Source organism: Desulfocurvibacter africanus subsp. africanus DSM 2603 (assembly GCF_000422545.1).
Taxonomy (GTDB): Bacteria; Desulfobacterota; Desulfovibrionia; order Desulfovibrionales; family Desulfovibrionaceae; genus Desulfocurvibacter; species Desulfocurvibacter africanus.
The window spans coordinates 44,937-66,322 of sequence record NZ_AULZ01000002.1; the positions used below are offsets into that span (position 1 = coordinate 44,937).

Below are 21,386 nucleotides of genomic sequence, written 5' to 3' on the forward strand. Positions count from 1 at the left end.
ACAATGGACCAAGCAATCAAGGTTGTTCTTTTTGAAGATAATCCTGGCGACGTGCATCTGCTGCGCGTCATGCTGCGGGGGGCGCTCGACAGTTGCTTTGAACTGGTGAGTTTCGACAGGCTGTCTGGAGGCCTGGAGTACTTGAAGAGCAATGCAGTCGACATCATCCTCTTGGATCTGGGACTGGTGGATACCCAGGGACTGGATACCTTTCACACGCTGCACGCGGAGATCCCGGATATTCCGACCGTGGTGCTGAGCGGGCTGAGCGACGAGGACGTGGCGGTCCAGACCATCCGCGCCGGCGGGCAGGACTATCTCGTCAAGGGGCAGTTCAATGTGCAGGTCCTGGCCCGGGCCATGCGCTATGCCATCGAACGCAAGCGCGCGGAGAGAATCCTTCATCAGCGAGAGCAGGAATATAAAGCGCTCATAGAGAACGCGCCAAATATCATCGTCAGGTTGAACAAGGATCTGCTCGTCCAGTTCGTAAACCCCGCCATCGAGCCGGCCATGGGCCAACCGCCGGCGTATTACCTTGGCAAGCCGCTCCACGAGGCGTGCTTCCCGCAGGAGCTTTCCGGCAAGTACGAGGAAGTGGTCAAAGGTGTCTTCTCGCGCGGGAAGGAGGACAGCCTGGTCTTCGAATGCTTCGCCCAAAACCAGCGCAGGCATTATCATGCCCGCTTCGTGCCGGAGTTCTCGGCCAAGGGCGAGATAGAGACCGTGCTGAGCATCCTGAACGACATCACGGCCCTCAAGGAGACCGAGGAGGAACTGCGGCAAGCCAAAGACCTGGCCGAGGAGGCCAGTCAGGCCAAGAGCGCGTTCCTGGCGGCCATGAGCCATGAGATTCGCACTCCCATGAACGGCGTACTGGGCATGATCGAACTGGCGCTCATGCGCAGGCCGACCTCCAGGGTCCAGCAGTACCTCGATCTGGCCAAGCAGTCGGGCCAGGCGCTCCTGCTCATCATCAACGACATCCTCGATCTCTCCAAGATCGAGGCAGGGATGATAACCATAGAAGAGCAGCCCTTCGATCCGCGCGCCATGCTCGAGTCGCTGTTCGCCACCATGTCCCTGGCAGCCGAGCAAAAGGGGCTCGAATTCAGATCCAACGTCGCCCCGGCACTGTCCTCCATGGCTCTAGGTGACGAAGGGCGGCTGCGGCAGGTACTCTTCAATATCATCGGCAATGCCATCAAGTTCACCGAGCAGGGCGAGATTGTCGTCAGCATTGATGTGCCGCGCGGAGAAAGATGGCGGGACATCTGCGGGGCCGAGGGCTCCTTTTGTCTGCTTGCCTCGATCCGGGACACCGGAGTGGGCATCCCTGCCCATATGCTTGAGAAGATCTTCGACAGCTTCACCCAGGTTAACGGACGCAACTACGAGTTCGGCGGCACGGGATTGGGCTTGGCCATCTCCAGACAGCTCGTGGAGATGATGGGCGGCAAGATTTGGGTGGAGAGCGAACCGGGCAAGGGTTCCCTGTTCACCTTCGTGGTTCCGCTTGAAGCCCTCGCGGCCGAGCCGATCGCGACCGAGACCCAAGCCGTGGAAGCCGTCCATGCCGAGGCTCGCTCGCTCAAGGTGCTTATCGCCGAGGACAACTCGATCAACCAGATCCTGGCCTCGGAGATCCTGAAGGAGAAAGGACACTCGATGTTTGTGGTGGAAAACGGCCAGGCTGCGCTAGAGGCTCTGCGCAAGGAAAAGTTCGATCTGGTGCTCATGGACGCCAAGATGCCGGTGATGGATGGGGAAGAGGCCACGCGACGCATCCGAGCTGGAGAAGCAGGGGACCCGGATGTGCCTATCGTGGCCTTGACCGCTTACGCTCTCAAAGGCGATCGGGAGAGGTTTCTGGCCGCAGGCATGGACGACTACATATCCAAACCGATAGACATGCAGGAATTGGAAAGGGTGCTGCAGGAAGTGCACGACAAAGCTACGCTAACCGAACAGTAATAGAGCATTTTGCTTTTGAAAATGCTCTGCAAGCCATGCGTCGACATGGCTTGCCGCCGCGTAAGCGTAGGCGCAATTCACTTGCGCCGTCAACGCCGGAGCGGGCGTCTTAGAGCATTTTGCACAAGAGCTGGCAGAAACTGGGCAGGGCTTTGCCCTCCCAGACCCTCCCACCAGGGAAATGATTCCCCTGGACCCCCCATTTCAAATGCAATCTGCTTTAAAAGCGATCTGCTCAATTGGCTTGCGTCGTTCAGGACGCTGCTGGATTTCGATACACATCTCAGCAAAACGCAGCAGGTAGCCGTTCAGGCCCAGGGCTCACGGCGACAGGGAAACCGACGGCCCTTGAAGCAGACTTGCCAGGCCGTCGGTTCAGTTGCGCGCTATCGGGACACCGTGGCGTAGTCCTGCCTGATGAACTCCAGGATCGCCTTGGCTCCGTCGCTGTAGAGTTGGGGAGCCGAGAAGTCGGGCGCGGCGGCGATCTTCTGCATGAGCAGCACGTCCTGCCCGGTCCAGAGCGGCAGCAAGCCGCCCATGAAGTAGCCGCGTCCACGAGCTGCCTCCACGGCCGCCGGCAGACCTGGATTTGTCAGAGGCAGGAGCAGTTGATAGGCGTAGCGGCCCGGATGTTCGGCCTCAAAACGCCCCAGGACACTGGAAAAGTCCATGCCCACCTCGTGCACGGCCATCTTGGCGATCGACGCCTCGGCGTACTCGCTCGCATCCCAGCGGGTTTCGCCGGTGGGAGTGCCTTGGGCGGCGAAGTCGCGCTTGAGGCCGTTCAAGGCGTAAACGCCGCGCAGAAACACGTCGTAGACCTGGGGCAGGTAGAGCGTCTGCGGAGTATCCTGAAGAATCTTGAACTCGTTGAGCAGGGAGATGCGGCCGTTGGCACCGCCCTCCACGCCGGGTCGCGCCGGTATGCTCTCCATCTCAAGGGCAAAGCCACGGGAGCCGAAACGATCGCCGAACTTCTGCGTAATGAGATGGTCGCAGACGCTCTGGCCATAGACCCCCTGCAAGCCCAGACGTGGTGGAAGCTCGTTCATGGTCATCCTGATCAGCTCGTAAGCCAGCCTGCCAGCCCTGTACTCGGGCAGGACCATGAGCGAGCCGGATTCCATTAGGCTTTCGTTCGGCGGGGCTTTGAACAGCGCGGATAAACCCACCACGTCTCCCGAGGCGGTCCGGCCTACGACCTGGTACAGGTCCGGCCCTTGGTTGGCTTCAAGAATCCGTTCCGGGTCGTACACGTAGTCCAGGGGGAACTTGTCGCCGTAAATGGCGTAATAGAGCCGGGCCACGCCCTCGGCATCTTCGGGCTGGAAATCGCCGATCGCGATCTTCTGATTAGGGGCGATGTCCCTGGTGTTCTCCGTCAGCCTAGCCAGGCATTCCTGCCTCGTGCGATACTGCTTGCCGCTCATTGCGACCTCCTGAAGGGCTCCGCTGTTGAAACGGACCGGCCGATCCGTGCAATCGACAGTGAGGAACTGCCGGAAAGAGGGTTGGCGGTCCATGTATTTAATAATGTTACGTGACAGATTAGTACCGTGCTTCCGGGCGAATGCGCAAGCATGGCCTGTTCCAAGGGTTAAAGCATCGCGCATGCGTTGCATTCGACAAGCATTCCCGGCCCATGAGCCGTGTATCTCCGTCCTGTATCCCATTCTCCATGCGGGCGTTTGTCTCACACATTGGCTGGACGGCGCAGGATCTGCCATGTCTTGGTTTTGCTGCCTCGAAATGGTAAGTAGACCATCACGCCAGCGACGAATCATCCCGCTTCAGTTTCCCGGCACCAGTTCCGAGGAAGCCTGTCGCGCGTAAGGAGCGCAAGTGGACGCATCGCCCCGTCAGCCCGACAGGCTGCTCAGCTTCGAATTCGTGGCCCTGAGCGCGATTTCCTTTCTGGCCTTCTGCAACCTGTCCATCTTCTACGGCTTCAACGCCTACCTGGAGCGGCAGGGGATCGATCCGGCCTGGCGCGGTGCGCTGCTCGCCCTGGAACCGGCGGCGGCCTTTGCGCTACGTCCGATCATCGGGCCGTTGCTCAACCTGGGCAATGGAGTGCGGGTCATGGGCCTGGGGCTGGCCACGGTCATGGCCGCCCTGGCCGGGTATTCGTTCGCGGAGGGTTTGGGAGCGCTCGTTCTGGTGCGTGTCCTGCATGGCGTGGGCTTCGTGCTGCTCGTGTCGGCGGTGATCTCCGTGCTCGTGCACTACGTGCCCAAGGAACGCAGCGGCCAGGGCTTCGGAGTCTTCTCCATCATGACCCTGCTGCCCTATGCGCTCATGCCACCGCTCGTGGAAAGCCTCCTGCCCGGCGCCGGCGACGAGGCGGGCGTCTACCTGCTTGCCGCGCCCCTGTTCCTGCCGGCCTTCCTGCTGCTGGTTCCCCTGGGCCGCCGCGCGCGGGCTCTCGCCGCCGTGCTCCCGCGACGCTCCATGTCCAGGCCGAGCCTGGGCGAAATTCGGGCCGATCTGCGTTCGCCCGGCGTGGCCAGGCTGCTGCTGGCCAACCTGTTTGTCTTCACGGCCACCACGGTGGTCTTCTTCCATATGAAAGACCATCTGGCGGGCCTGGGTTCCGCTAATCCGGGTCTTTTCTTCAGCATATTCACGGCGGCGACCATCCTGGTCCGCGTGGCCTGCGGGCCGCTCCTGGACCGCGTGAACAGGGCGGCCATGCTCGCCGTCGTCCTGCCGATCCTGGGATTGTGCCTTTACCTGTTCGGCGCGGCGACCGAGCCCGCCTGGGTCATGGCCCTGGCCGGCCTTTACGGCGTCTGTCTCGGCTTCATCATGCCCCAGCTCAACGCGGCCATGTTCGTCATCTCGCCGCCGCATTTACGGGGCTTGAACACGAACCTGATGCTTTTCACCATGGACGGCGGCTACTGGCTCGGGCCGCTTCTGGCCGGGTTCTTGTCGGCGGGAGGGATGGGCTATGCCGGAATCTTCGGCCTGATCGGGACGCTTCCCTTGGTAGCCGGGGTCGTGGCTCTGAGCATGGCCCGCTTGACCAGAAAGGCTCAGCCTGCCCCGGCCTGATTAGAGCATCTGCCTTTGAAAATGCTCTGCAAGCCATGCGTCGGCATGGCTTGCCGCTAGCTTCGGCGTAGGCGCAATTCACTTGCGCCGTCAACGCCGGAGCGGGCGTCTTAAAAGCAATTTGCTCTACAAAACGGCCAGACGCAGGAGCAGGTTGCCGGCGACTTCCTTGCGGTATGCGGCCGTGGCGCGGATGTCGTCGATGGGCGAGACGGCCGAACGGACCAGCTCGGCGGCCTGACGCAGGGCGGTGAGCGAAAGCCGTCGTCCCGCAAGGGCCTCTTCGGCCTCGCGGGGCCGCACCACGGTGGGGCCGACGCTTCCCAGGGCCAAACGGGCCTCTTCCACTATCCCGCGCCGGTTCAGGCGGACCAGCGCGGCCAGGCTGACCACGGCGATGGCCTGGGCATTGCGCTGGCCGACCTTCTCGAAGTGCTGGACCTGGAAATCAACAGCCGACGGAATGCGGACCTCGACGAGGATTTCACCGGGCCGCAGGTCGGTTTTGCCTGGCCCGCGGATGAAGTCCGCGATGGGCAGCACACGTTTGGATTTCCGCGAGCGGAGCACGACTTCGGCGTTGAGAATATGCAAGGCAGGCAGGCTGTCGCCGGCCGGTGAAGCGGTGCAGATGTTGCCGCCGATGGTGCCCATGTTGCGCACCTGAGGCGAGCCGATGCGGCATAGGGCCAGGGCCAGGACCGGCGCGTGTTTGTTCACGAGCGGCGAGGCGCTGCACGCGGTATGCGTGATCCCCGCGCCGATGCGCAGCAGACCGTCGGATTCGTGAATTTCACGCAGTTCCGGGATGCGATCCAGGCAGACCAGCGGCTCGCCGTGGGCAAACCCGGCGCGCTTGCGCACGAGCAGATCCGTGCCCCCGGCAAAGACCGCGCAGCCCGGTTCGTCGCCCAGCATGGCCCACAGTTCGCCAAGGCTTGCCGGCAGGAGCACCAGGCTCATTATTCGTCCTCCTGCATGGCCGGCTTGGCTTGCATGGCCAGCGCCGCTGATTCGACGGCATCGATGATCTTTTGGTAGCCGGTGCAGCGGCACAGGTTGCCGGAGAGGCCCTCGCGGATTGCCTGGCGATCCGGCGACGGATTCCCGGCCAGAAACCCAGCGGCCGTTACGGCCATGCCCGGCGTGCAGAAACCGCACTGGACCGCGCCGCACTCGGCCAGGGCCGTCTGGATCGGATGGGGCGCTTCAGCCGTGCCCAGACCTTCCACGGTGGTGATGTCCCGACCTTGGAGCTGGGCCGCGAGCATGAGGCAAGACAGCCGCGTCACGCCGTCCACGAGGATGGAGCAGGCTCCGCACTCGCCGCCTCCGCAGCCTTCCTTGGTGCCGATCAGCCCCAGGTCCTCGCGCAGCAGATCGACGGCTCTGCGCTCGGCGGGGGCCTCGACCTCCACGGGTTTCCCGTTGAGCACGAAGCGGATGGTCATGATTTTCTCCGTGCGCGCCCTGTGCGCCCTATGCGCCCTGTGCGTCGGGCGCGCATGGCCGCCAGCACGTTCTCGGCCGTCAGAGGCGCCCGGCGGACATCCGCGCCGCAGGCGTCCTGCACTGCTCCGGCCACGGCGGGCAGCGGCCCGTTGAAGCCGATCTCGCCCACTCCCTTCATGCCGAAGGGACCGCTGGGCTCATCGATTTCGGCCGATGCGCAGTGCATGTCCGGCACGTCCAGGGCGGTGGGAATGATGTAGGTGGCCAGGTTATTGGCCAGCACGCGGCCTTCCTTGATCCGCATGTCCTCGCACAGGGCGTAGCCCAGGCCCTGCGCCATGGCGCCCTGGACCTGCTGCTCGAAGGTTTGCGGATTGAGCACGCGGCCGGCCTCGGTCACGGCGATGTAGTCCGCGACCTCCACCTTGCCCGTGAGCTGGTCAACCTCCACGAAAGCCGCGTGGGCCGCGTGTGAGAAGAGCAGATGGGGGTAGCCCAGCATGAATTCCTTTCCGGAGCTGAGGCTGTCCTGGGCCACGGGCATGAAGGCCTCGCGGATGGAAAAGCGGTCGACCTCGGGCAGCAACGCAGCGAGCCGCTCCAGGGGCAGGTCCCGGCCCGTGGGCAGGTGCCTTATCAAGCCTGGCAGCAGGGCGAAGCCCTCGGGCTGCTCCACGAAGAGCACCAGGGCGGCGCGGGCCAGCAGCTTGAGTCGCAGGTCCTCGCAGGCCTTAATCAGGGCCTTGCCGAAAGTATACGTGGTCCGGCCTGCTGTGGCCGAGCCGGACGGGTGGGACAGGGCCGTATCGGGCTGTAGCACCTCGACGCCCGAGGCGTCCTGGCAGAGGATTTCACCCGCGATCTGGGCGTAGGCTGTGGCGTTTCCCTGGCCCATGTCGGCCACGCCGCTGTAGATGCGAAACAGACCTTCCGGTGTGAGCTCCACCTTGGCTATGGCCGTATCGGGCAGGCCCCGGCCGTAGCCGATGGCGTTGTGCACGGTCGCCACCCCAACGCCGCGCAGCTTGAAGCGCGGCGCGGCGCGTTTCCACTCCTGGCGCTCCCGCCAGCGCGGATGGCGCAAAAGCTCGTCGATGCAGCTCTCGATGCCGGTGGAGGCCGTGAGCGTCACGCCGCAGGCGTTGCGGTCGCCCCGGCGCAGGACGTTCTTGCGGCGCAGCTCCAGCGGGTCTATGGACAACTTCAGGGCCAGGGCGTCCATGATTCGCTCGATGCCGAAGGTGGCCTGAGCCACGCCGAAGCCGCGCATGGCCCCGGCCACCGGGTTGTTCGTATAGATGGCAAGGCCTTCGATAAGCACGCTGGGAATGCGGTATGGGCCGCCGGCGTGCTCCATGCCGAGCGCCAGGACTTCGCCGCCCAGGTGGGCGTAGGCCCCGGTATCGTAGAGCAGGCGGCAGTGCAGGGCGCGTAGCGTCCCGTCATGGTCCGCGCCCAGGCTGAAGCGCATGCGCACGGCATGCCGCGTGTAGCCTGCCAGGAAGCTCTCCTCGCGGTCCCAGCACATCTTGACGGGCCGCCCGCCGGCATGCAGCGCGGCCAGGCCCAACAGGCACTGCACCGTGGAGCCGTCCTTGCCGCCGAATCCGCCGCCCAGATAGGGCGCCATGACGCGGATGCGCATCGGATTGAGCCCAAGGGCGTGCGCGACCTCGAAACGGTCGCGGAAGGGCGCCTGGGTGGAAACGTTCATGTGCAGCACGCCGTCGTTGTCCAGCCAGGCAACGCCGTTCTCCGTCTCCAGGAAGGCGTGGCGCTGGGCCGGGACTTCGTACTCTCCGCGCACGACCACCGGACACTCGCGCAAGGCTGTTTTGCCCTGGCCTGTCTCGATGTTGGCGCGCACGAGCACATTGCCTTTGGCATGCTCTTCGTGCACGCGGGGAGCATCGGGCCGCAGGGCTTCCTCGGGGTCGAATACGCCCGGCAGCGGCTCGATCTCCGCACGCACAAGGCCCAGGGCGCGGGCCAGGGCTTCCCGGCTCTCGGCCAGCACCAGGGCCACGGGGTCGCCGCAGTGGCGTACCTTGGACCCGGCCAGCACGGGCTGGTCCTTGTGCACGATGCCCTGCCGGTTGGTGCCGGTCACGTCCTTGCGCGTGAGCACGCGAACGACGCCTTCCGCGCGCTCGGCTTCATCCGTGTGCACGGCGAGGATGCGGCCATGGGGGATGCCCGCGCGCTTCACGCCTGCCCACAGCACCCCCTCGGGATAGTGGTCCGCGCTGTAGCGCTCGGCTCCCACGGCCTTGGACAATCCGTCGATGCGCTTGGCTGGGCGGCCGATTTCAAGCGGATTTGGGCGCGACACGCTCCGTCCTTGCCCTAGGCTGGGCGAGTTGCCATGTGTTCCGAATGTTACCTAATGATAGGTGTTTGAGTGCCTTCCGCCTACCATGGCCAATCAGGAACGGCAAGGATTGCATGGTTCCCGAAAAGTTGGCGCGACCGACTGCGCCGCACACTATCCTGACTTCGACACAGGGTCGGCTCGTGGCCCGGCGGTGGTCCTTTGGATGCACAGCATAGACCGGGCTTGCATGAATCATCTGGATTGACATATGCTTTAGCATCTTACCGCACTACCCTTTGGCAATTGAGGATCCCTTGATCAGCGAACGGCATGTCACACTACTCCTGCCGACGGAGACTGCCTCGGCGGCCGTGGTGAACACGGCGGTGCCGCGCGCCGCGGAGGCATTCGGCCTTGGAGCCGGCGCGGCCCTCAAGCTCACCCTGGCTGTGGAGGAGGTCTTTCTCTACCTGCTCGACGCGGCCTCGCGCGAGCGGCGCATGGAGCTGGACATCATTCCTCGCCCCACGGCCGTGGAAGTCGCCTTCGGGTTCGAGGCGCGCACGCTCGACCTCGGTGCGCTGAACCTTACGGCCCAGGCCGACGCTTGCGCATTCCTGGAGCAGGAGGACTTCGCTCAGGTTGGTCTGCTCCTGGCCGCCTCGGCCGTGGACAGAATGCGCCTGGAGCACCTGGGCGCCGGCCGCATGCGGTTGGCTTTGGAGCTGGATCGCGATTATCCCGAGCCGCCCGCACCGGCAGCCGTCGATTTCGAACCACAAGGCCCGTTCCGCCTGGAGCTTGCGCCTGCGTCGGAGCTGCTCCAGGAGGCCTGCCTGCGAGTCCTTGCGCGCCACGCGGCCGGGGACCTGCCGCGCATGATTCGCGCACCCGGCATGCTCATGGACCTCGTGGCAGGCGGTGAAGCCAAGGCCATGGTTGCCCTGGACGGCCGCGAACGGGTCTGCGGGCTCTTGTGCTGGACAGGCCGAAACGCGAAAACGATTACCTTCCATGGGCCCTACGTCTCGCTGTCCGCAAAGCGCGAGGAAACCGCAAGACGACTGCTGGACGTCTTTCTGCAAGGCGTGGCCAAAAGCGGAGCCTCGGGCGTCATGACGCCGCTTGCCTCGGACCTTCTGCCGTCCGGGGAGTACGAAGGTCTTGGTAGCCTGGACCGCCTTTTGCCGGACGGCGCGAAGCAGGTCCGGCATGCGGCCTTCAGGCTCATCGCCGAGGACATGGGCGCAACGGTCTGGGCGCATCCCGCTATCCAGGAATTCCTGGAACGCGAATACGAGCGGCTCGATCTCGTGCGTGACCTGCGCTCCGTGGTGTCGCTGGGAGAAAGCCGGCCCGAGTCCTCGGTTTTCAGCGCAAGCCTTGAAGTCGGTCCGGGCGTCGCCCTGCTCAGGCCGCTCATGGAAGGCCGCGACGCATCCGCGAACATAGGCCGCCACGTGAGTGCGCTCAGGGCCAAGGGCTTCCCGAACATCCTTTTTGAACTAGATCTGGCCCACGGCTGGCAGGCTGCCATGGCCGGCCTTCTGGCGGACAACGGCTTCAAGCCGCGCATGGTCCATCCTCTCGGCGGGCGCTCCGATCTCGTGATATTCCAGCATGAATTCCCTGTCGCTCCATAGTCTCGTGCCCGAGCACGTGCGGCGTTTCGAGCCGTACACGCCGAGCCGCCCGGACCCGGTGCTCATGCGCATGTACGGCGTCGAGCATCTGCATCGGCTCAACAACAACGAGAACGCCCTGGGGCCTCCGAACGCCGCGCGCTTGGCTATCGAAGCCTTCCACTCCGAGCGGGCAGCCATCTATCCCAGCGGCGACTGCTTTCTGCTGCGCGAGGCCTTGGCCGAACGGTTCGGCAAGCTGCCGGAGCAGTTCCTCGTGGGCAACGGCTCCTGCGAGGTCATCACCAGCGTCATCAAGGCCTTCTGCGGCCCCGGCGACAACATCGTCACCGCGGACAAGACCTTTGCCGTGTACGAGTGGGTGGCGGAGTTCTCAGGTTTCGAAGCCAGGCTCACGCCGTTGCGCGACTATGCCTTCGATCCCGAGGCCATGCTCGCGGCCATGGATGCGCGCACCAAGATCGCCTTTGTCTGCAACCCCAACAATCCCACCGGCACCTACTGGAGCGAGGCCGCACTGTGCGCCTTCATGGATGCCGTGGACAATCGATGCATAGTGGTCGTGGACGAGGCCTACCTGGAGTACGTGGACAAGCCCGACTTCCCCGACGGCATGCGCCTCATGGAGCATTACCCGAACCTCGTCGTTTTTCGGACCTTCTCCAAGATGTACGGCCTGGCGGCCCTGCGCATCGGCTACCTGTGCGCGAGCCAGGAACTGGTGGACATGGTGCGCCGCACGCACATCGTCTACTCGGTGAATACGCAGGCGCAGGCGGCGGCTGCGGCGGCTATCGCCGACGACGCGGGACACATTGCGGCCACCCGGCGCATGGTCGCCGAAGGCAGGACCATCCTTGAAGGGTGTTTTACCCGGCTGGGGCTCGAATTCGTAAGCGGCGAGGGAAACTACATCATGGCCCGCGCGCCCCTGTCGGATACGCTCCTCTACCGCAAGCTTATGAAGCGTGGGGTCATGGTCAGGACCATGACCGGCTTTCGCTTTCCAAACTGGATCAGGGTCAGCCTGGTGCAACGGCCGGTCATGGAAGAGTTCTGTCAGGTGCTGGAGGATGTGCTCGGAGCCTGAGCTCGGCCCGTATCACGAAACAGGCAGTCGGGGCGAGAAAGCCGCCATAAGGCTGTTCCTGTCGTCCGCCCTTTGATAGCTCAAGGCATCGGCCATCTCCTGTGCCAGGAATATGCCCAGCCCTCCCACCTGTCGCTCGTCCATGCTCGCAAGCACATCGGGGGACGGCCTCTCCAGCGGATTGAACGCCGGGCCGTGATCCTCGATGACCAGCAGGAACCGTCCCTGGTCATCGAGGCCGCAGCCCACCCGCACCGGACCCGGCCCGGTGCGGGTGGGCTGCGGGTAGGCGTATTCGATGACGTTGACGAGCATCTCCTCCAGCACGAGCTCTATCCTGGCGAGCATTTCCACAGACAAGGAAAGTCCCGCGCCCCTGGTCAGGATATGGTCCCGCAGGGGCGGAAACGATTCGTGCCCGGCGGGAAGTTCCAGCCAAGCCATGTTATTCGGCTCAGGATTTGCCAAGGGCCTTGTCCACCGTGTCATGGATGGGGAAGATCGTGGCGAAGCCAGAGACCGTGACGACCTCCTGAACCATGCCCTTGAGACCGCACAGGCTCAAGCCGCCGCCACTGGCCTTGAGGCGCTTGCCCACCACGAGGATGCTGCGCAGTCCGGCGCTGCTGATGTACTCGAGCCCGGACAGGTCGGCCACCATGCGCTTTTGCCCCTTATCCAGCCACGTTTGACACTCCTTCTCGAACTTGGGGGAGCTGGTGACATCCATTCTGCCCTTGACCGCGAGTACGAGGCTGTCGCCCACAGGTGTGCCGATAAACTCCATATTCTTCTCCTTTGTCAGGTGCGCTTGCCCCGGTACTCCAGGGCCAGCAGGGTGATGTCGTCGGATTGCGGCTCGCCGGCCGTATGGGCCCGCACATCCGCCAGCACGGCGCGGACCAGCTGCTCCGATCCGTTGGGACCATAGGTCAGCAAGGATCTTTCCAGGCGCTCGTCGGAATAGAGAGTATTGTCCCCGTCCATGGCCTCGGTAACTCCGTCGGTATAGAGCACGAGCATGTCGCCGGGCTGGAGTTCCATGCGTTGCGTCGTGTAGCGTGCGTCTTCCATGACACCGAGGACCAGCCCAGGCGGCAAGGGCAGGTTTTCCACGGCTCCCTGGCGGAGCAGAAGCGGTGAACAGTGCCCTGCATTGGCCAGTCGCAGCTCGCCGCTGGTTAGGTTGAGGCTTCCGCAGATGACCGTCACGAACATCATGCTCTCGTTGTCCCGACAAAGTTCCAGATTGACCTTGTCCAGGATGTCCGACGGTTCGGTGCCGCCCTCGGCCACGCCCTTGATGAGCGTCTTGGTCACGGCCATGAACAGGGCCGCGGGCACGCCCTTGTCCGAAACATCGCCGATGACGAAGAACAGATGATTCTCGTCTCGCAGGAAGAAGTCGTAAAGGTCGCCGCCGACTTCCTTGGCCGGCTCCAGGAAGGCGAATATGGAGAATTCGTCCCGCTCCGGGAAAGGAGGGAAGTGCTTGGGCAGGAAGCTCATCTGGATGGTGCGGGCGATCTTCAACTCGCTGTCCAGGCGTTCCTTGGCCGCCGTGGTTTCCACGAGAGTGGCGATGTGCTCCTTGAGCGCCTGGCGCATGGACTCGAAGGAGTTGCGCAGTTCGCCGATCTCGTCCTTGCGCCGTACGGGTGGCAGGGCTGTGTCCAGGTTGCCCTGGGCAATAGTGGCCGCGCTATGGGCCAAGGCTTCCAGTGGTCGGACTATGGCCTTGGAGATGGCCGCGAGCACGAAGAGCATGAGCGCGAGGCCTGCCCCGCCCATGATCAGGGCCTTGCGGCTCAAGCTTTGTAGATCGGCGAAGAGTTCAGCCTCGGGCACGAGCACGCCCAGGCTCCAGCCCGTGGATTGCAGCGGCGCGTAGTAAAGCCAAGCGTCCTTGGGGAGCCCGGGGCCGGATGCGGGGCCAAGCACGGGGTTGGAGATACGCGTGAAGCCGCTTCCGCCGGCGATCATGCTCCTGCCCACGGCGCGCAGGTCCTTGTCGCCCGTGGCCTCGGCCACGCTGAATATGCTTTCGCGCATGACCAGCTGCTCGTTCGGGTGGGTGATGAACACGCCCGCCTGCGAGACGAGGAACGCATGCCCGCTGCGGTTGAAGCTGATGGATGAGACAAGTTCCCGCAGCCACTGCAGTGAAAGGTCGGCCGTGACCACCCCGGCGAAGGCGCGTGCGCCATCCGCCACTTTGTAGAAGGGATGCGAATAGGTGGTCATGACGACCTTGCCGCCGTTCTCGTCAAAGTAGGGCTCGCTCCAACTCGGCCGCCCCATGACCTTGGGGAGCAGGTACCAGTCCATGTGGAAGTAGTTGTAGGTCTCGCTTCCGAGATAGTTGAAGGCGAGAGGCTGTCCGTCTTGACCTCGACAGCAGTAGGGCGCGTAATAGCGTTGCTCCGGGTTGGCGGCATACGGCTCGAAGGCGATGGTCGAGCCGAAGACTTGCTGGTTGGTCTCAAGCGCGTCCACGATCTGCGCCTGTAGGTCGGCCTGGGACAGCTCGGTCGTTTCCAGCCGCCTGGCGACATAGGCCGGCAGCTTTTCGGCTCCGGCCATCACGGTCTCCATGCGGTACACCGTGGCCAGGGTCAGGTTGCGCGCGCCTTCTTCCACGTTCCTGAGCACGGTCCTTTCGGATTCGCGGTACGTGTAGGCGAAGACCGCCAGGAAGATGGCGCACGCGCTTGCCAGAATGGACAGAGCCAGCCTGAGCGCCAGCCCGCGGGGCTTAGCGCGCATGGGCAAGGTCGGCATGGAAGTCCCCATACTCCGGCATGCTGCTGATGATGCCGTTTTCCATGAGTTGCTTGGCAACGAATCTGTACTCGTCGGGCAGGAGTGTGCCCATGGGAATATTCTTGCCCGGCGGCATGATAATGTCGCGCATGTGTTCGAGCATCCACTTCTGATGCACCCTGTTGGTGGGCAGGTTGGCCGCGCGCACGTGCTTCATGACGATATCCAGGGCTTCTTCGGTGTGCTCCAGGGCATATGCCCAGCCTTCGATTGAGGCCAGCACAAAGTCCCGGCAGAGTTCGGGAGATTCCTTGAGGGTCTGCTCCAGGCAGTAGATGCCGTCCTCGGGGAAGTTGATGCCGTAATGGCTGAAATCGAAGACCCTCAACTCCGCTGGGTCGAGGCCTGAATTCAGTATGGTGTGGTACTCGTTGTAGAGCATGACCGAGGCGGCATCGACTCCGCCGCGCAGGAACAGACTGATCGAACCGCCCTGGGGGGCCACCCGCACATGCAGGTTGTACTTGCGGAAGAAGGCCCTGGGCTGGAGCGCGAAATCCGGCCAGATGGACACGGCCTTGCCGTCAAGGTCCTTCACGGCTCGGATGCCGCTCGAACGCTTGGCTACGAGGGCCAAGGCCGAGCGCTGTACGATCTGGCCGATGTTCAGAATCTCAAGCCCGTTGGAGCGCAGATCGATGCCCGTGGAGAGGAACAGGGTGACGAATTCGACTTCCTCTTGGGCCAAGGCTTGAGCGGCTGGGCGGTCCGGGCCTCCGCGCAGGATTTCCAGGTCGATGCCGCGGCGTGCGTAGAAGCCCTTGGCGTGCGCAACGTAATACCCAGCGAACTGCGCCTGGGGAGACCATTGAGGGAGGAACGTGGCCTTCCGCAACTCCTGGCATGGCGCCGGACCGGCGAGCATCAACACTGCCAGAGCCGAAAGACAGAGCACATGAAGACCAATGCGTCGCGCACTCGATATCATTTTTTGAATCCGGGTTGTCATGCAGTGAGCTTGCGATAGTTTGTTATCGTATTTCTTTTCGATATGCACGCTCATCATGGCCATGCCGCGCAGTCGATTCGCCTATACTGGCTTTGAGGGGTTCAAACGCCGGGATTGTGCTTTGATAGCAGAGAAGGTTTACGCAAGGCCGTTTGGATAAGCGGCGAAATACGTGGCTAGAACGCAATTCACGGCAGAACTTCGAGACCTTGGAGATCATCCAGCGGCGCTTCTGCTGCTGGCAGCGCAAGCTTTTGGAGATCGCGGGAAATGATTTGCAGTCCGACAGCATGGAGCGTCTGGCGCGCGGCGACTGTCTCGGCGCGGGAAGCGGCTGAAGCCGCGTGAAACCCTTCGCCGCCAGCAAGCTGCATTATCTGAATCTCAGGCAGTCGCGCGGGAGCTCATAACAGCCTTTGGCCGTTACGCCCGGTTCTGATCCGCGTCCGGCCTATGCTTCGATAAGGATGGCCCTGACCGGCGCCCCATCGGTGCGCAGCTTGAGCGGCAGCCCGCAGAAGATGTAGCGCCCAGGCTGGACATCCTTGAGGTACAGGCTCTCGAACACGGTCATGCGCTGCACGAGCAGTTCGTGCACGCGGCCCGAGCCTTCCTGGGCCTCAATGCTCAGGTAGTCGATGCCCAGGGTGCGCAGGCCCTTGTCCACTAGATACTGCGCCGCGTCCTCGGAGAGATAGGTGTAATCCTCGCGGAAGGATTCGTATTGTTCCAGTGAGTTGCGCGTCTTGAGCAACACGATGGAGCCGTAGTCGATGTCCTGGCCCTGCAAGTGCTTGGCATGGATCACCCGGCCCACGCCGCTCAGGTCGAGCACCTCGCAAGGTCCATAGAGGCTGTCCAAGGGCAGGTCGGCCACGCTGCGCCCTTGGTCGGAGATGTGCAGTTGCGCATCCACATGGGTGCCCGTGTGACTGCCCATGGTCAGCAGGGACACATTCATTTCGCCCTCGGCCAGAGTGGATAACTGCTCGAAGCGAGGCGCGGGATCGCCTGGATAGACAACCATGTCCGCGTGAATTTCCATGGAGATGTCGATGATGCGCATGCTCATGCCTCCGTTTGGATTCAGTTTCGTTTCTGATTGGCGGCCAGGGCGTGTTCTCTCTGGTGGTCTCTCCCACTCGCTCCCGGGTCGGGCGACTTTGCCTGCCGTGAACCAAGGCTGCTCGACCAGTTGGACCATTTCTGCGGCATGGCTCGCCTCTTGCGCTCTGATTCTCCTCCGCTCCGGTAAAGGGCATCTTGGAGTATAGGTGAAGAGAGAATCCAAGGGAACTTGATTCCGAGTACTGACGAGGGCGGGTGCGGTCCGATCTCGACAAGCGTATCAGCGAGCTGTTGACGTGGCCTAAGTTCTTCGGATTTGATCAAGGTCGGCCAGCAGGTCGTCGAGGCCGGGCAGGGCAGGGTAGAACAGGTCCGGCTTGGAAGCCTGCACGGCCTCGGGCTTGGCCTGGCCATTGCCCACGATAACGGCCACGGCGTCGATGGCTCGTGCGGCGGCCACGTCGCGCGGGGTGTCGCCCACGACCACCAGCCTGCCCGGTCGCAGGGTCAGGGCCTCGGCCGCCGCGTGGCGGGCAATGCGCGCCCGCGCCGGTCCGTGCTCAGCAAATCCGCCTGTCAGCTCCGATACGCTGAGCCCGGAGCCCGCCAGCTTGGACGCGGCCACCTGCCGGAAGTTGCCCGTGAGGAAGAAGTTGCTGCACAAGGGCGACGAGGCGGCCTCGCGGAACAAGGCCTGAGATGCGGGCAGGGGCGGGCAGGGCTGCGTCCGCAAGTTGCGGCAGGCCAGCTCGCGGTAGGCCGCGCAGATTTGCTCGGCCGTGCAGTAGTCGGCGGCCTCGGGGAACAGGTCGCAGATGCCAGCGGCGATGAGCGGATCGGTGCTGCCGCCCGCGTCCAGCTGGTCCCACTCGAAGCGGCTGCCGAGCATCCTCTCCGCCAGCTCCTTCCAGGCCTCGATAGGGCCTTCGGAGCGGCCCACCAAGGTGCCGTCAATGTCCCACAGAAAATGAATGGCTTGCATGGGACTTTAGCATGCAAGCTTTGTGCACGTCCGCATGGCACCATCTGCGGATAGAAGGTGATTCGCTACCAGACCTGCCTGAGCTACCAAGCCGGACTTGAGGCTATCCTTAGCTGGCCCAAGACTGGGGAAGTCTGCTATGCAAGCCCATCAATCTCATCAAGGAGGACGATCGCCATGGATCATCCACTGGCTTTGGGCCTGGCCGCATTGGCCGGGGTGCTGACCTTCGCGGCACTGGTGCTTGGGCTGCGCAAACGCTGCATCCCCTGAGTCTTGCTCTACGGCTCCCTGGGCGTGGGAGCTCTCGTTTATTATCTGCTCAGCAAATGGCTGTACTGAAGGCTTACGGAATGCTGTCCAGCGCGGCGAAGCGCGGCTCATGCAGCGGGATGATGATGTCGGCCATCTCGCGCACCTTGAGCATGGTGTCGTAAGCCTGAGCCGGATTGGTGCATGTGCCCGGAGGGATGACCTCCATCTCCATGGCCCTGACCTCCTGCGGCGGCTCGAAGTTTTCCTGGATGACGCAGAAGCCGGTGATGGCCGCCGTGCCTTGGGTCGTGTCCACGAGCACGGTCAGGCCGCCCTCGGTGTGCGCCGGAGTGTGCACCACGCGCACGCCAGGGACGATCTGCATGTCCTGGCGCACGATCCTGAGCTGGCCGTTTTCCTCCACATCGAGGATGTGGTCCTCCAGATAGCGGAAGTCGAGCGGGTGCGAATCGTGGATGCGCTCCAGTTCCTTCTCGTGCACATGGATTTCCGCGTTCACGCATTTGTAGTCGTTCTCGCAGTGATCGGCGTGCAGGTGCGTGTGGATGACGATGTCGATGTCCTCGGGCGCGAGCCCGAAGCGGGCCAGGCCCTCCTCGAAGGTGTAGATCTTTCCGCCGATGGCCTGCTCGCGGTCAGGCGACTGCAGGGGTCTCAGTTCGCCCGTGTCCACCAGGATGCGCTTATCCCCGCCTTCAAGAAACCAGCTGTAGATAGGAATGACGTACGGCTGCCCATAGCCCTGCTGGTAGGTCATCATACCCTTGTCGAAGCGCTTGGTGCCCATGACGATGGGATGAATGGTGAATGTCGGCATAGCTCCTCCCCATAGGGTGCGAAGATTTCCTGAGCGGCATCTGTCCTGATCTAACTCTGGCGGTGCGAGAGGGCAAGGCGCTCCCTGGCGCCATACACGGCAGGGGATGTTGCAAGCCATCCCGTATTCTTTTGACATATGCGGACCGTTTTCCCTTGGCTGCCAAACGTAGCTCTGCGCTTATACCTGCACTATTCAGCTGATTAGCTTAGCGATCCAGAAAAATCAATTCTAGTCCAACCATTAGGATGTTGCATCTATGTTGCGCATACGCAACATGACAAGATGCATGCACGCAACCTCCAATCAATTACCATGTAGCCTTTGCTGGAGCACACTTTATAAGTTACTAACTAGCTTGATGTTTTTATGTGTAGTCGTGCTTGGCACGAGTCTTTCTATAGATGCCGCAATCCCGTAGCCGGAATTTGCGGCAAAGCATAACGGGAGGAGCATGCGATGACATTGACGGACATCATGCCGGTAGATGGCTGGCGGAAGCTGGAAGAGGACCTGCACGCTTTCTCGCACATGAATTCGTGCGTGTTCGATTCCCAAGGCCGCCGAATCACGGATTACGCCAATTGGGGCAACAAGCTGTGCCCGCGCATCAAGTCCAATCCCCAAGGCTTGCAGGCTATCTGCGCCTGCGCCAACCAGGTCATCGCCCGGCATGCGGAGCAGCGTCAGGATGCTGTCCTGGAGGAGTGCGACGCTGGTTTCGCCAAACTGGTGGTGCCTGTCATCCGGGACGGGCAATTCCTGGGCGTGGTAGGTTGCTGCGGGCTTTTGCTGGACGGGTCGCATATCGAATCCGACTACGTGTCGCGCGTAACCGGCCTGCCCGTGACTGAGATCGAAGACTTGGCGGCTTCGATTCCCGCAATTTCACGCCAGCGTGCACACGAAATCATAACTTTCATCCAGAAGCGCCTGACGGCCTTATAGCCCGGCCACGTAAACTGAGGAGGTCTCCATGGACGAGAAGAGAAAGGAATTTCTGCGCACCAAGGTCATGCCCTTTCATGCCGCCATGTGCGCCCTGCTCAGGATAATGGCCAAGAACAAGACCAGCCCCCAACCTGGCCAGAAACCGCCGATCCTGGCTCAATGCGCATTCGACACCGAGGCCTACTCCATCCGTTTCATCTGCCGTGGCAAAGGCATCCGGCCCTTCCTGGCCATCATGGATAGGCCCTGGCCGCACAAGGTCTACCTTGGTCGGCTCATGCGCGACGGCAATGTCCATTTGTTCGAGGACGGGCTCAAGGTGTTCTTCAACTTCCTCCTGCAGGAGGAGGTTCTGGATGTCTTCATCAGGGATTTGGAAAAGGCCGTCATCGAGATGGCCCTGGCCATGCGCCGGCGCTGTACCCTGAAGGAAGAGCAGGAAAAGGCGTCCGACGGGAGCTGTGCTACGTGTCAGTCCCGCCAGGCTCCGGAGATAATACACTGAACCCGCAACACAAGGAGCGAGATATGGCAGACGCTGTAGTGCTCGACCGCGTGGAGCACCCGTTCCTGGACAAGGTCATGACCTTGGTCCCGGAGGGTGGCCACCTGACGCAGTGCTTCACCTGCGGAGCCTGCGCCTCGGGGTGCCCGGCCACGGGCCTTGAGGGCATGGATCCGCGCAAGTTCCTGCGCATGCTGGCCTTCGGCCTGGAGAAGCAGGCCCTGGAGAATCCGTGGATATGGATGTGCACCATGTGCCGGCGTTGCGTGCACGCCTGTCCCATGGGCGTGGACATCCCGCAGATGATCTACTACGCGCGGCAGACCTGGCCCAGGGACAAGCGGCCCAAGGGCATCATCGGCTCCTGCGATCAGGCCCTGCGTACAGAGGGCGGTAGCGCCATGGGCGCGAGCAGCGAGGACTTCCAGTTCGTCATCGAGGATGTGCTGGCCGAGGTGCGCGAGGCGGACCCGCGCTTCAAGGATCTTGAAGCGCCCATCAACAAGCCCGGCGCCAAGTTCTTCCTCAATCAGAACTCCCGCGAGCCGGTTACCGAGCCCGACGAGATGGTTCCATTGTGGAAGATACTGCATCTGGCAGGCGCGGATTGGACCTATGCAACCACGGGCTGGGCCGCGGAGAACTACTGCATGTTCGCGGCCGACGATGAGGCCTGGGAAAGCATCGTGCGCAAAAAGGTCAAGGGCGTGGAGGACCTTGGTGCAAAGATCTGGCTCAACACCGAGTGAGGCCACGAATTTTACGCAGTCCGGTCCGGACTGCAAAAGTTCAACATCAAGCCCAATTTCGAACTCGATACGATCATCCGTTGGTATGCCCTCTGGATTCGCGAAGGCAAGCTCAAGCCCAGCTCCGATTGGAACAAGGACCTGAAGATCAAGTTCACGGTGCAGGACCCCTGTCAGCTCGTGCGCAAATCCCTGGGCGACCCCATCGCCGAGGACCTGCGCTTCGTGGTCAAGGCCGTGGTGGGCGCGGATAACTTCGTGGACATGTGGCCCAACAAGTCGAACAACTACTGCTGCGGCGGCGGTGGCGGTTTCCTCCAGTCAGGCTACGCCGACGCGCGCAGGCAGTACGGCAAGGTCAAGCTCGACCAGATCCTGGCCACCAAGGCGCAGTACTGCATAACGCCCTGCCATAACTGCCATTCCCAGGTTCATGACTTGGCCGAGCACTACAAGGCTCCGTACCACACCGTGCATTTGTGGACGCTGTTGGCATTGTCGTTGGGCGTGCTCGGCGAGAATGAGCGATCCTACCTGGGACCCGAGTTGGCCGAGGTCGGCCTCTAATGACCATCGGGAACAGCGTATTACAATAGACATTCAGACCCCTTCCCCTTGCTGCCCCTGCCCGATCGTCGGGCAGGGGTTTTTCATTCATCTGAGCACTTCGCTAATGAACTGCGCGGGTCCAGGGCCGCGTCGGCCCTGGTGGGTGGGGTCTGGGGAGGGCAAA

The 21,386-nt window shown here is 62.7% G+C and carries 19 protein-coding genes; 8 read left to right on the forward strand and 11 right to left on the reverse strand.

Annotated features, from left to right (window positions below; translation table 11 throughout):
• Positions 1–3: 3 nt before the first annotated feature.
• Positions 4–1,974 (forward strand): response regulator, encoded by a 1,971-nt coding sequence (locus H585_RS0102390; RefSeq protein WP_027366617.1) that lies wholly within the window; start codon positions 4–6, stop codon positions 1,972–1,974.
• 386 nt (positions 1,975–2,360) lie between these two features.
• On the opposite strand, the gene H585_RS0102395 is transcribed toward H585_RS0102390, so the two are convergent.
• Positions 2,361–3,407: a hypothetical protein gene (locus tag H585_RS0102395; protein WP_027366618.1), complete on the reverse strand. Its 1,047-nt coding sequence runs from the start codon at positions 3,405–3,407 to the stop codon at positions 2,361–2,363.
• Positions 3,408–3,819: 412 nt separating this feature from the next.
• On the opposite strand from H585_RS0102395, the gene H585_RS0102400 reads away from it, so the two are divergent.
• Entirely contained in the window at positions 3,820–5,034 is a 1,215-nt protein-coding gene (locus tag H585_RS0102400; RefSeq protein WP_027366619.1) for an MFS transporter, read from the forward strand.
• A 126-nt stretch (positions 5,035–5,160) separates the two neighbouring features.
• Here H585_RS0102400 and H585_RS0102405 read toward each other — a convergent pair whose 3' ends face one another.
• From H585_RS0102405 to H585_RS0102415, 3 genes are read right to left on the reverse strand one after another with little or no spacing between them, the layout of a single operon-like run.
• On the reverse strand, positions 5,161–5,997 hold the full coding sequence (locus H585_RS0102405; protein WP_027366620.1) for an FAD binding domain-containing protein: 837 nt from the start codon (positions 5,995–5,997) through the stop codon (positions 5,161–5,163).
• Positions 5,997–6,485, reverse strand: a complete 489-nt coding sequence (locus tag H585_RS0102410) for a (2Fe-2S)-binding protein (RefSeq protein ID WP_027366621.1) — start codon at positions 6,483–6,485, stop codon at positions 5,997–5,999. Before H585_RS0102410 ends, H585_RS0102405 begins: the two co-directional genes overlap by 1 nt.
• Positions 6,482–8,818, reverse strand: coding sequence for a xanthine dehydrogenase family protein molybdopterin-binding subunit (locus tag H585_RS0102415; protein ID WP_027366622.1), 2,337 nt, complete (start codon positions 8,816–8,818; stop codon positions 6,482–6,484). The genes H585_RS0102410 and H585_RS0102415 overlap by 4 nt, the downstream gene beginning before the upstream one ends.
• Positions 8,819–9,114: 296 nt before the next feature.
• On the opposite strand from H585_RS0102415, the gene H585_RS0102420 reads away from it, so the two are divergent.
• Both H585_RS0102420 and hisC read left to right on the forward strand, forming a co-directional pair.
• Positions 9,115–10,443: a hypothetical protein gene (locus tag H585_RS0102420; RefSeq protein ID WP_027366623.1), complete on the forward strand. Its 1,329-nt coding sequence runs from the start codon at positions 9,115–9,117 to the stop codon at positions 10,441–10,443.
• Complete coding sequence (gene hisC / locus H585_RS0102425) at positions 10,421–11,533, forward strand: histidinol-phosphate transaminase (RefSeq protein ID WP_027366624.1); 1,113 nt, start codon at positions 10,421–10,423, stop codon at positions 11,531–11,533. The genes H585_RS0102420 and hisC overlap by 23 nt, the downstream gene beginning before the upstream one ends.
• 12 nt (positions 11,534–11,545) lie before the next feature.
• Here hisC and H585_RS0102430 read toward each other — a convergent pair whose 3' ends face one another.
• From H585_RS0102430 to H585_RS0102445, 4 genes are read right to left on the reverse strand one after another with little or no spacing between them, the layout of a single operon-like run.
• On the reverse strand, positions 11,546–11,977 hold the full coding sequence (locus H585_RS0102430) for an ATP-binding protein (RefSeq protein ID WP_027366625.1): 432 nt from the start codon (positions 11,975–11,977) through the stop codon (positions 11,546–11,548).
• A gap of 10 nt (positions 11,978–11,987) precedes the next feature.
• Positions 11,988–12,320, reverse strand: a complete 333-nt coding sequence (locus H585_RS0102435; RefSeq protein WP_027366626.1) for an STAS domain-containing protein — start codon at positions 12,318–12,320, stop codon at positions 11,988–11,990.
• Between the two features lie 14 nt (positions 12,321–12,334).
• On the reverse strand, positions 12,335–14,299 hold the full coding sequence (locus H585_RS0102440) for a SpoIIE family protein phosphatase (protein WP_338042121.1): 1,965 nt from the start codon (positions 14,297–14,299) through the stop codon (positions 12,335–12,337).
• Entirely contained in the window at positions 14,289–15,221 is a 933-nt protein-coding gene (locus H585_RS0102445; RefSeq protein WP_244432463.1) for an ABC transporter substrate-binding protein, read from the reverse strand. The genes H585_RS0102440 and H585_RS0102445 overlap by 11 nt, the downstream gene beginning before the upstream one ends.
• A gap of 236 nt (positions 15,222–15,457) precedes the next feature.
• Here H585_RS0102445 and H585_RS0102450 point away from each other — a divergent pair, with 236 nt between their 5' ends.
• Positions 15,458–15,643: a hypothetical protein gene (locus H585_RS0102450; RefSeq protein ID WP_027366629.1), complete on the forward strand. Its 186-nt coding sequence runs from the start codon at positions 15,458–15,460 to the stop codon at positions 15,641–15,643.
• A gap of 113 nt (positions 15,644–15,756) precedes the next feature.
• On the opposite strand, the gene H585_RS0102455 is transcribed toward H585_RS0102450, so the two are convergent.
• The 3 genes from H585_RS0102455 to H585_RS0102470 all read right to left on the reverse strand — a co-directional run bounded on the left by H585_RS0102455 (position 15,757) and on the right by H585_RS0102470 (position 18,448).
• Positions 15,757–16,371, reverse strand: coding sequence for a cyclase family protein (locus H585_RS0102455; protein WP_027366630.1), 615 nt, complete (start codon positions 16,369–16,371; stop codon positions 15,757–15,759).
• 303 nt (positions 16,372–16,674) lie between these two features.
• A complete protein-coding gene (locus H585_RS0102460; protein ID WP_027366631.1) occupies positions 16,675–17,355 on the reverse strand; it encodes an HAD family hydrolase in 681 nt (226 codons plus the stop codon).
• Between the two features lie 346 nt (positions 17,356–17,701).
• Positions 17,702–18,448, reverse strand: a complete 747-nt coding sequence (locus H585_RS0102470) for an N-acyl homoserine lactonase family protein (RefSeq protein ID WP_027366632.1) — start codon at positions 18,446–18,448, stop codon at positions 17,702–17,704.
• A 459-nt stretch (positions 18,449–18,907) separates the two neighbouring features.
• On the opposite strand from H585_RS0102470, the gene H585_RS0102475 reads away from it, so the two are divergent.
• Genes H585_RS0102475 through H585_RS22335 form a run of 3 tightly spaced genes read left to right on the forward strand, consistent with a single transcriptional unit; the run spans position 18,908 to position 21,220 of the window.
• Entirely contained in the window at positions 18,908–19,396 is a 489-nt protein-coding gene (locus tag H585_RS0102475) for a PocR ligand-binding domain-containing protein (protein ID WP_027366633.1), read from the forward strand.
• Positions 19,397–19,424: 28 nt separating this feature from the next.
• A complete protein-coding gene (locus H585_RS0102480; protein WP_027366634.1) occupies positions 19,425–19,904 on the forward strand; it encodes a hypothetical protein in 480 nt (159 codons plus the stop codon).
• 23 nt (positions 19,905–19,927) lie between these two features.
• Positions 19,928–21,220, forward strand: coding sequence for a (Fe-S)-binding protein (locus tag H585_RS22335; RefSeq protein WP_081678579.1), 1,293 nt, complete (start codon positions 19,928–19,930; stop codon positions 21,218–21,220).
• Positions 21,221–21,386 lie beyond the last annotated feature (166 nt).